General features: G+C 67.2%; 8 protein-coding genes. 4 read left to right on the top strand and 4 right to left on the bottom strand.

Annotated features, from left to right (window positions below; translation table 11 throughout):
- Positions 1-282: 282 nt before the first annotated feature.
- Positions 283-888: a hypothetical protein gene (locus tag Q1K70_RS13395; protein WP_300160505.1), complete on the bottom strand. Its 606-nt coding sequence runs from the start codon at positions 886-888 to the stop codon at positions 283-285.
- 145 nt (positions 889-1,033) lie between these two features.
- Here Q1K70_RS13395 and cls point away from each other — a divergent pair, with 145 nt between their 5' ends.
- Entirely contained in the window at positions 1,034-2,446 is a 1,413-nt protein-coding gene (gene cls / locus Q1K70_RS13390; protein WP_300160502.1) for a cardiolipin synthase, read from the top strand.
- 500 nt (positions 2,447-2,946) lie between these two features.
- Here cls and Q1K70_RS13385 read toward each other — a convergent pair whose 3' ends face one another.
- Positions 2,947-4,440, bottom strand: a complete 1,494-nt coding sequence (locus Q1K70_RS13385) for an outer membrane homotrimeric porin (RefSeq protein WP_300160499.1) — start codon at positions 4,438-4,440, stop codon at positions 2,947-2,949.
- A gap of 101 nt (positions 4,441-4,541) precedes the next feature.
- A complete protein-coding gene (locus Q1K70_RS13380) occupies positions 4,542-5,036 on the bottom strand; it encodes an AmiS/UreI family transporter (RefSeq protein WP_300160496.1) in 495 nt (164 codons plus the stop codon).
- A gap of 635 nt (positions 5,037-5,671) precedes the next feature.
- On the opposite strand from Q1K70_RS13380, the gene glmS reads away from it, so the two are divergent.
- From glmS to pyrF, 3 genes are all read left to right on the top strand, one after another.
- Entirely contained in the window at positions 5,672-7,495 is a 1,824-nt protein-coding gene (gene glmS, locus Q1K70_RS13375; RefSeq protein ID WP_300160493.1) for a glutamine--fructose-6-phosphate transaminase (isomerizing), read from the top strand.
- A 9-nt stretch (positions 7,496-7,504) separates the two neighbouring features.
- Positions 7,505-9,385 carry an N-acetylmuramoyl-L-alanine amidase gene (locus tag Q1K70_RS13370; RefSeq protein ID WP_300160490.1) on the top strand — a complete coding sequence of 627 codons (1,881 nt, stop codon included), beginning with the start codon at positions 7,505-7,507 and terminating at the stop codon, positions 9,383-9,385.
- A gap of 122 nt (positions 9,386-9,507) precedes the next feature.
- Positions 9,508-10,197, top strand: a complete 690-nt coding sequence (gene pyrF / locus Q1K70_RS13365; RefSeq protein WP_300160487.1) for an orotidine-5'-phosphate decarboxylase — start codon at positions 9,508-9,510, stop codon at positions 10,195-10,197.
- Between the two features lie 26 nt (positions 10,198-10,223).
- On the opposite strand, the gene Q1K70_RS13360 is transcribed toward pyrF, so the two are convergent.
- Positions 10,224-10,481, bottom strand: a complete 258-nt coding sequence (locus Q1K70_RS13360; protein ID WP_300160484.1) for a hypothetical protein — start codon at positions 10,479-10,481, stop codon at positions 10,224-10,226.
- Between the last annotated feature and the right edge of the window lie 28 nt (positions 10,482-10,509).

Genomic DNA, 10,509 nt, shown 5'->3' with positions numbered 1-10,509 from the left:
CTCAAAGCAACAACTCGTCGGCCAGATCATGGAGTACATCAAGAACTATAACGAGCTCTGGGCAAAGCCCTTCAAGTGGACCTACACCGGCAAACCGCTGGTCGCTTAAATATGTATTAATTTTGAGGACGCGACACTAGGGCCGCACAGGCCGTTCCCCCGTAGCCCGAACTGCAAAAAAACGGGCTCCCGGCGATCTGCTGCCGGGAGCCCGTTTAATTTTATTTGGGAGTCCGGAGGGCGGCAGCCCTCTGGCCGCCGGTGGCTTTCTTCCCCTCTCTGTTAGCCCGCGTGCACGTCCGGCAGCGCGCCCACTTCGGCCTTGGTGGCGGACAGCACCACTTCTCCGTCCTCGTAGCCGGCTACGAGCCCGGCCGGCACCTGCACCTCGCGCGTTCCCCACAAATGCCCCGTGCGCAGGAGCAGATGCGTCACCCGGCCGGTGTGGCGCTCGGTGAGCACGCCGTCCACCCGGCCGACCTTGCCGTCGCTGGCGCGCACCGGCTCGTGCCCGGCCAGGGCCACCGAGCCCTCGGGCGTGGCCGGATGCTCCACGGTCCAGGAGGACGGGGCCATGGGAAGCTTCACGTCCTCGGCCTTGGCCAGGGACAGGAAGAACGCCGGGGAATAGTAGTCTTCCTGGATGTACTGCTTGCAGGCGGCGAAGCGCTTTTGCGGGATGTTCAGCCGCACGCCGTCCGGGCCGGACGCGGCGACGAACTTTTCCGGCACCAGCCGCAGCGTGTTCGGCAGGGCGTCCTCGCGCACGACCAGATGGGTGGCCTTGCCCTGGTGCGGGTCGATGACGACGTTTTCCACGCGGCCCACGGCGGCGTCCGTGGCGTGGACCGGGGCGGAGAGGGTCAGGTCGAGGGCGGCGTCTGGCATGGGCTTGGCCTCCGGTGGGCGTCGTTGCGGTTTTGTGCAAGGATTCTTGCCGTATTGCCCACGTCGGTATAAGCAAAAGCACACATGGTCAAGCCGGGAGGCTTCCGACGGAAGGGAGCGCGCCCGTTTGCACGAGGGAGGATTCATGCTCGTCTTCCTGCTCGCCTGCTGCCACGCCATCGGCGTCTTCTCGGCGGCCCGGGCCCTTTTCACGGCCCGTTCGCCCCAGGGCTCCATGGCCTGGGTCATGGCCATGATCACCTTTCCCTACCTGGCCGTGCCCCTGTACTGGGTGCTCGGCCGCAACCGCTTCCAGGGCTACGTGGCCTCCAGGCGGGCCGGCGACCGGGTGGTGGACGCGCTGGCCCCGGAGCTCAACCATTTGCGCGCCTTTCCCGACACACAGGCCCCGGGCGTGCCCGGGATCTTCCCGGTGCTCGAGCGCCTGGCCGAACTGCCGTTCACCACCGGCAACGAAGTGGCGCTCCTCGTCGACGGGCAGGCCACCTTCGACGCCATCTTCGCCGCCGTGGACGCAGCCGAGTCCTACGTCCTGGTCCAGTTCTTCATCATCCGCGACGACGACATCGGCCGGGCCCTCAAGGAACGCCTCACGGCCCGGGCCCGGGCCGGCGTGGCCGTCTACCTCCTCTACGACGAGATCGGCTGCCACAAGCTGTCCGAGGACTACCTGGACGGCATGCGCAAGGCCGGCATCCACGTCTCGGCCTTCAACACCACCCTCGGCTGGCGCAACCGCCTCCAGCTCAACTTCCGCAACCACCGCAAGATCGTGGTGACCGACGGCCGCACGGCCTTCGTCGGCGGCCACAACGTGGGCGACGAATACATGGGCAAAAGCCCCCGCCTCGGCCACTGGCGCGACACCCACGTGCGCTGCCAGGGACCGGCCGCCACTCTCGTGCAGCTCACCTTCGCCGAGGACTGGTACTGGGCCACCCGGACCATGCTCGCCCTGGACTGGGAGCTGCGGCCGTCGCCCGCCGGGAACATGCCCGTGCTGGTCCTGCCCACCGGTCCGGCCGACGACATCGAATCCTGCGACCTCTATTTCTTCCAGGCCATCAGCGCCGCCGCCAAACGCGTCTGGATCGTCAGCCCCTACTTCGTCCCCGACCGGGAAATCGTCTCGGCCCTGCAACTGGCCGTGCTGCGCGGCGTGGACGTGCGCGTCATGCTGCCCAAAAAGCCCGACCACAAGATGGTCTACCTGGCCTCCTTCTCCTACCTGACCGACCTCGAAACCCTCGGCGTCAAATTCTACCGCTACGGCGACGGATTCCTGCACCAGAAAGTCATCCTGGTCGACGACGTCATGGCCTCGGTCGGCACGGCCAACTGCGACAACCGTTCGTTCCGGCTCAATTTCGAGATCACCATGGCCGTGGCCGACCCGGACTTCATCCGGGCCGTGGAGACCATGCTGCTCGAAGACTTCTCCCACTGCCAACGCGCCAGCGCCGACGACTACGAGGATCGCTCGTTTTTGTTCAAGACCGGCGTCATGCTCAGCCGCCTGCTCTCGCCCATCCTCTGACACGGAGAGGGAGAGGGTAGAGGAGGAAGATGCCTCCGGCGGCCGGGGGGGATGATCCCCCCCGGTCCCCCTCGCTGGGAGGCGGGAGAGGGGTAGGCGGGTGGAGGCATGGTCGTGGGCGGGAGTGCATCGGCGAGGCCGGAATCGACCCGGCGATGCCGTCGCTTCGCTCCAGGCTCGCCGGGCCGATTCCGGCCTCGCAGGCCCGTCGCCCCTTCGGGGCGAAGTTTGAAGGAATTTTACTTTTGAAAGCCTCTTAAAGGCAATTTTTCTTGAAATGCGGCGCTTCGCCGCTGGCGCCCGCCCCATTTCCCAGACCACAACGACCGACGCCTCGCCGCCTGCCGTTCCCGACCACCTCCCCACCCGCACCCGTCGGGGAGGGTCCGGGAGGGGGTCACCCCCTCCCGGCCGCCGGAGGCATTCCCCCTTCCTCCACGCAAAAGGCCGGCCCCTTTCGGGGGCCGGCCTGGTCGTCGGTCGCGGTCGATGCGGTGCGGCTAGAAGGTGTACTTGAACCCGAAGGAGACTTTCCAGGCGTCCTCGGCCTTGTTGGCGAGGCGGCGTCCCCAGACGCTCTTCTGGAATTCGCTGGGGTGGGCCCAGCCGGTTTCCATGATGAGCGCCAGGTTTTCGTAGAGCATGTACTTGGTGTCGAAGTTGAGGCCGATGACCCATTCCTTCTCCGTCAGGTCGCGGCCCATCTGGAAGATCGGGTTGCTGCCGAGGACGAAGTTGGCGTAGCGGATGGCTTTGGACGAGTTGGTGCCGTGAACGTAGGCGACGGTGAGGCGGTTGGTGAGGCGGTCGATGAAGCTCACGTTGTTGAGCGATCCGCCGAAGCCGTAGGCGCCGAGCGGCGAGATGCCCATATTGGAGCCTTTGACCAGTTCCTGGCCGCCGTCGAACAGGAAGCTGTTGCCGGCGTTCCAACTCTGGGTGCCGCCGTTGTGCTCGCCGCCGCGACCCGAGCCGGGGAAGAAGTTGGGCATGCGCTCGGAGCCGTTGCGGGTGGAGCTGTCCTCGCCCGTGGACCAGAAGCCGAACACCTGCGGCGTGACCATGGTCAGGCCCGTGTACTCGGCTGCGGCGTCGATGAACCAGCCGTCGCGCACGTTCTTCCTGTACTCGTTCATGCCGTGTTCGCCCCAGATGACGTCGGCGTAGAACTTGAAGGGATCGAGCGCCGAGATTTCCAGGGTGGTGCCGGCCCACAGGGCGGTGATGAAGTTGTTCTTCCAGCCCACCGGGGCCATGGAGAACAGTCCCGAGGAGATGAGGCCTTCGGCCCAGCCGGCCTCGGTCAGGTAGTGGCCGCCCTTGCCGCCCACGCCGAACAAGGCCCACGGCGTGGCCTTGAAGCCGTCGAACGTGATGGGCAGGGCCAGCATGTAGCCTTCTTCGTTGGAGTAGATCGACTGGGTGGTCGGGGCGAAGGTGCGGTCGCTGGAAATGGTGCGCACGTAGGCCAGGACCAGGCTCAGGTGGTCCTGGATCAGCGGCGCGGTGATGATCAGCGACGACACGTTCTCGTCGAAGACGATGCTGCCGGCGAAGAACGAGGACTGCGGGATCGAGGCCGGCTGGAGGCCGGCGGAGATCTGGATGTCGCAGCCCGGCCACTTGAACATCAGGTAGGCCTGGTAGACGAGCACGGCCGCGCTGGGGTTGGCGGCGGTGAAGGTGCCGTGGCCCCAGACGTCCTCGACCATCACGCCCAGGCGGAACTTCACGGCCTCGTTGGCCACGAAGTCCGTGCGCAGGCGGAAGCGTTCCCAGATTTCGAAGCGGTCTTCGGTCCTGGAGCCGGCGGGCTGGATGGTGCCGGCCTCGTTGATCCATTTGGCGCTGTTCCAGCCGGTGAAATTACGGTTGGCGAAAAAGTTGCCGTAGACGAGCGCGTCGCCCGTCATCCGCACCTCGGTGGCTGCCTGGGCGCGGATGGCGGCCGACATCGCAAGGACGGCCGCGAGAATGCACAACACACGTTTCATGATTCCCTCCTCCAATGGCGAATGTTCCCGAAAAGCGACCGACGACGGAAAACCGAACAGGCCCGGACCGGGAACCGGTCCGGGCCGCGGACGAGCCAGGCCTAGAAAGGCAGGGGCTTGCCCGACAGAAGCAAGAAGGCCGGGATGTAAAGCCCGACCGGAACCCATATGATCAGCGACCAGGCAAGGAGCTTGGCCGACAGCTTGCCGTAGGCGTTGAGCCAGACCTCGAGGGTCAGCACCGTGTAGCCGGCGCAGGCGAGGGTGAAGTAGCCGCTGCCCTTCACGTGGTAGTAGAGCAGCATGTAGATGAAGGAGACGATGGCCACGGTCAGGCTGACGTTGCCGACCGAGGCCATGCTGGTAAGCCCGGCCAGCAGGGCGTAGGCCACCACGCAATAGAGCAGGCCGTGGGCGAAGAGCAGCCCGGCCGTGAAGGCGTCGCCCTGCACGGCGTTGACGAACGCGCCCACCACCACGCAAATGCCGACGAAGGCGCAGATGGCCCCCGTGCCCTTGGCCTCGCCGTAGCCGAGGAAGAGCAGGCCCACGGGCAGCCACATCAAGGAAATGGCGATCAAGATTGCCAGCGTCATCACATCCCCCCACCGTTTCTGGTTATTGCCGTCCCGAAACCTCCCGCCGCAAAGCACGCGTTTGACCCGAAAGCCGTCCCGGCGCGGGGCGTCCCGCCGGGACGGCGCGCCGCCCCATCCCCAGGGCTCGCCGGAAACGCCGCCGAAGCCGCCCGACGGACGGTGTCCGGAGGCGTGGCGTACGCCGCGGCGTGCCTAGGGGTTTGTGGCAGTATGGCAAATACCGGTCCGTAAAAAAAGACGTTTTATTAGAATGTGTTGGCGAGCCATGTGACAGAGGCGGGACCGGGTGTGGGACTTTGACGCACAGTTTTGGCGGGCAGGCGTTGGGGCGCAGGGGGGTGTTCTCGGGTTTTTCGTGGGATAACAGGCTGTTGCCAGGAGAGGAATTATTGACCCACCAGGGCGAAAGAATGAGTCAAAAATTCTCTCAAAAGAGGACTGTTTCTTTGTTACCCATGCGAAAAAACCGCCGTCACGCCCGGGCGGGCGGCCCGAGGCGGCAAGTTGCATCGGCCGTCCAGCCGGGCTAAGAAGGCCCGCAAGGCGGCCTGCCGCCGCGCGCGGGCGAGCCGGTCGCCCGGGGCGGCTCGGGTCCAAGCGGATCGCGCCAAGGCGCGCCGGGGAGAATGCATATGTGCGGCATCATAGGGTATTGCGGACACCGGCCGGCCGTCCCGGTCATCATTGAAGGTCTGCGGCGTCTGGAATACCGGGGCTACGATTCGGCCGGCGTGGCCTTTCTCCAGGGCAAGGACCTGGTCACGGTCCGGGCCGAGGGCAAGCTCGCCAACCTGGAGGCCAGGCTCGCCGCCCAGAACGTCTACCTCGCCACCTCGGGCGTGGGCCACACCCGCTGGGCCACCCACGGCCTGCCCACGGAGAAAAACGCCCACCCCCACTGCGACGCCGCCCGTTCCATCGCCCTGGTGCACAACGGCATCATCGAGAACTACCAGGAACTCAAGAAGGAACTGGCCGAGGCCGGGGTGCGCTGCGTCTCGGAAACCGACACCGAGGTCCTGGCCCAGCTCGTGGGCCGCTATTTCAAGGAAAAGGGCTCCCTGGCCGAGGCCCTCTCCAAGGCCCTGTCCCGGGTCGAGGGCTCCTACGCCATCGTGGTGGTCAGCCGCGACAACCCGGGCATGCTCTACGCCGCGCGCAAGCAGTCGCCGCTGGTCATGGGCGTGGGCGTGGGCGAGAACTTCCTGGCCTCGGACATCCCGGCCTTTCTGCCCTACACCCGCGAGGTGGTCTTTCTCGACGACGGCGAGATGGCCCGCATCGACGCCGGTTCCTGGCAGGTGCTCGACGCAGCCACCCTGGCCCCGATCCAGAAAGAGGTGCGCCACATCAGCTGGGACGTCTCGGCGGCCCAGAAGGGCGGCTACAAGCACTTCATGCTCAAGGAGATCTTCGAGCAGCCGCGCGTGATCGCCGACTGCCTGGCCGGCCGGGTGGACCACAAGACCAACCGGGCCTCCCTGCCCGAGCTCGACGCCCTGGACGTGCCCGAGCGCCTGTTCATCGTGGCCTGCGGCACCTCCTACCACGCCGGCCTGTGGGGCATGTACCTCATGGAGCAGTGGGCCGGCATCCCGACCCGGGTGGAGATCGCCTCGGAACTGCGCTACCGCGAGCCCATCCTCGGCCCCGGCGACACGGTGCTGGCCATCAGCCAGTCCGGCGAGACCGCCGACACCCTGGCCGGCATCCACCTGGCCAAGTCGCGCGGGGCGCGCGTCATCGGGCTTTGCAACGTGGTCGGCTCGAGCGTGGCCCGCGAGGCCGACGTGGTGGTCCATACCCAGGCCGGACCGGAAATCTCCGTGGCCTCCACCAAGGCCATGTGCTCCCAGCTGGTGCTGCTCACCCTCATGGCCCTGGCCTTCGGCCAGCGCAGGGGCGTGCTGCCGACCGAGGCGGCCGAGAAGTGCGTGCCCGCCCTGGAGGGACTGCCGACCCTGCTCGAAGGCATCCTGCCGGCGCTGCGCCAGCGCGCCCGGGAACTGTGCCGGGTCTATTCCGAAGCCCGCAGCTTCCTCTACCTCGGCCGGGGCCTGTGCTACCCCCTGGCCCTGGAAGGAGCGCTCAAGCTCAAGGAAATCTCCTACATCCATGCCGAGGGCTACGCCGCGGGCGAAATGAAGCACGGCCCCATCGCGCTGATCGACCCGAAGTTCCCCTCCTTCGCCCTGGCCCCCATGGACGGGCTTTTTCCCAAGGTGAAGTCCAATCTCCAGGAGGTCCAGGCGCGCGGCGGCAAGATCGTGGCCCTGACCCAGCCCGGGGCCGACCTGGACGTGGACCATCCCTGGGAGATCCCGGCCGCCTGGGGACCGCTGTCCACCTTCCTCATGCTGCCGGCGCTCCAGCTTTTCGCCTACGAGATGGCCGACTACCTGGGCAAGGACGTGGACCAGCCCCGCAACCTGGCCAAGTCCGTCACCGTGGAGTAGGCCCAGGGCGTGGCGGAAAGCGTTTCCCTCAAGATGCTGGCGCGGGCGGCGGTCCTGGCCGTGGTCCTGTGCTTCGCGGCGGCCTGGCCGGCTCCGGCCGGGGACGTGGCCGCCAACTACCAGGCCGCGGTCAAGGAGTTCGACATGCTGCGCAAGGCCCCGAACTCTTCGGGCCGGCGCGACCTGTGGAAGGCCCTGGAGGCGCGTTTCGCCGCCTTGGCCAAGGCCGCGGGCAAGGATCCCCTGGCCGCCAAGATCCTCTACTACCCGGCCTGGACCAACGCCGAGCTGGGGGCGCGCTCCTACCTGGAGGCCGACTTCGCGGCCGCGGCCGCCCTCTACAAGCGCATGGCCGACGCCTACGCCGGGCACGCCTGGGCCGACGACGCCCTGCTGCGCCGGGCCGACCTGCTCAAGGGGCCGCTCAAGAAGCCCGACGAGGCCAAGGCCGACCTCGAACTGCTGCTCAAGCTCCATCCCAAGGGCGACATGGCCGCCCGGGCCAAGGCCATGCTGGCCGAACTGGGCGGGGCGGCCGCGCCGGAAAAAGTCCCGGACAAAGCGCCGGACAAGTCCCCGGCCAAGGCCGCCGCGCCGGCCCCGGAGAAAAAAGCCGGCCCGCCGCCGGCCAGCCCGGCCAAGCCCGCCGTCCTGGCCCGGGCGTCCGTGTCCCAAAGCTCCACCGGCGGCCGGCTGACGCTCAGCCTCGACCGGGAAACCTCCTTTCGCTACCAGCTCCTGGAGCAGAAGCGTCCGAACGGCGAGACGGCCCGGCTCCTCTACATCGACCTCGACAACACCCGCACCGGCGGGGACGTGCCCACGGAAAAGCGCTTCGCCAAGGGCGCGGTGAGCCGCCTGCGCGCCGGCTACTTCACGCCCGAGACCGTGCGCGTGGTGCTGGAGCTCGCCGACGTGCGCCAGTACGAGATCCACTCCGAGGCCGACCCGTTCCGCGTGGTCCTGGACCTGACCGCCGGCCCGGGCCAGGGCGACGGCAAGGCCCCGGAATTTCGCGCCGAGGCCGCGCCGCCCAAGCAAAGTTCCCCGCCCGCCGCCGAGGCCGGTCCGGACCAGGGGCCGCCGCCCGGCAAATCGAAGAAGGGCGCGGTTTCCGCTCCTTCGGCCGCGGACAAGGCCGCGCTCAAGACTCTGCCCCCGGCCGAGGCCAAAAAGCGCGCCGGCAACCTCCTCGAACAGCTGGGGCTGTCCGTGCGCACGGTCATGATAGACCCCGGCCACGGCGGCAAGGACCCCGGAGCCCAGGGCCTTTACGGCGTGACGGAAAAGGACGTGAACCTGCGCTTCGCCAAGATCCTCGGCGAGACGCTGCGCAGGAAGGGCTTCGAGGTGCTCTACACCCGCACCACGGACGTGTTCATTCCTCTGGAGACCCGTACCGAGATGGCCAACACCAAGGGCGCGGACCTCTTTGTTTCCATCCACTGCAACTCCCACGGCGACGCCGGCTCCCAGGGCCTGGAGACCTATTCGCTCAACCTCGCCAGCTCCCGGGATTCCGTGCGTGTGGCCGCCCGGGAAAACGCCGTGTCCCAGAAGAAGGTCAGCGACCTGCAAGCCATCCTCACCGATCTCATGCTCTCGGCCAAGACGGCCGAGTCCAAGGACCTGGCCAGGTTCGTGCAGAAGCGTTCCCTGGCCGAACTGCGGGGAGACTGGCGCACCAGGGACCGGGGACCCCACGAGGCTCCGTTTTTCGTGCTCATCGGGGCGAACATGCCGGCCGTGCTGGTGGAGCTCGGCTACATCACCAACCCCGACGAGGCCAAGCGCCTGACCTCCGAGGCCTACCTGCAAGCCCTGGCCAAGGGCATGGCCGACGGCCTCGTCGCCTACAAGAAGCGCATCGAGCGCTACGCCGATCTTTAGCGTTGCATCCCCTGGAAAAACACGACATTGTCGTTCCAAGAGACGAAAGCCGCGTCTGGCCGTCGGCGCGGCGTCACGCCCGTGCCATGCCCGGGACGCCATACGAGCCGGAGGTTTCCCCCATGCCGCAATCCGCAAGCCGCGACGAACGCCTCATCGTCGCCCTGGATGTGCCCACCGCCGCCGACGCCCTGGAACTGGCCGACCGACTGGCCCCCCACGTGGGCTTCTTCAAGGTGGGGCTGCAGCTCTTCCTGGAGGCCGGCTTCACCGTGTGCGACGCCCTGAGCGACCGGGGCCACAAGGTCATGCTGGACCTCAAGTTCCACGACATCCCGCAGACGGTCATGCTGGCCGTCGCCCAGCTTTCCGGCCACGACATCGCCCTGGCCACGGTCCACGGCTATCCGCAGGTGGTGGAGGCCGCGGCCAAGGCCAAGGGAAGCACGAAGATCCTGGCCGTCACGGTGCTGACAAGCCTCGGTTCCGACGAACTCCAACAATCCGGATTCGCCGGCAGCCTGGCGGACCTGGTGCGGCTGCGAGCCGTGACGTCGCTGGCCGCCGGAGCCGACGGCGTGGTGTGCTCGCCGCTGGAAACGGCGCTTTTGCGCAAGAACCTGGGCGTGAGGCCCGTCATCGCCACCCCCGGCATCCGCCCCCTGGACAGCCTGCGCGACGACCAGACCCGCACCGCCACGCCCAGGGCGGCCATCGTCGCCGGCGCGAGCCACATCATCGTCGGCCGGCCCATCACCAAGGCCCCCGATCCCGCCGCCGCCGCCCGCGAGATATTGCGGGAGATCGGATAGAAAGGAGCGGAGAATCGGGGGAGGGTTCATTTTTTGTGGTTCGTTGTGGGGGTGGGGTTGCCGAGGACAGCCAGGGCGGCGTCCCATTCCTGCTGGTCGCAGAGGTCTTTTTCGATGATTTCGTAGAACTCCCCGGGTTCCAGGCGCAGTCCCTGGTGCTCGGGGTGCTTGCGTTTGAGCCAGGTGGGCGCTTCGCGGGCTTCGGTCTCGCCGTCGGCGGTGAAGAACACCAAGGGAATCCGTCCTTCGCCGTCGCACTTGAACAGCAGATACGATTTGGTCATGGCGTCTCCCCTCCTTTCTTAAAATGCG

This window comes from Solidesulfovibrio sp. (assembly GCF_029978005.1).
In the GTDB taxonomy this organism is placed as follows: Bacteria; Desulfobacterota; Desulfovibrionia; order Desulfovibrionales; family Desulfovibrionaceae; genus Solidesulfovibrio.
This window is presented reverse-complemented; position numbering and strand designations above follow the sequence as displayed.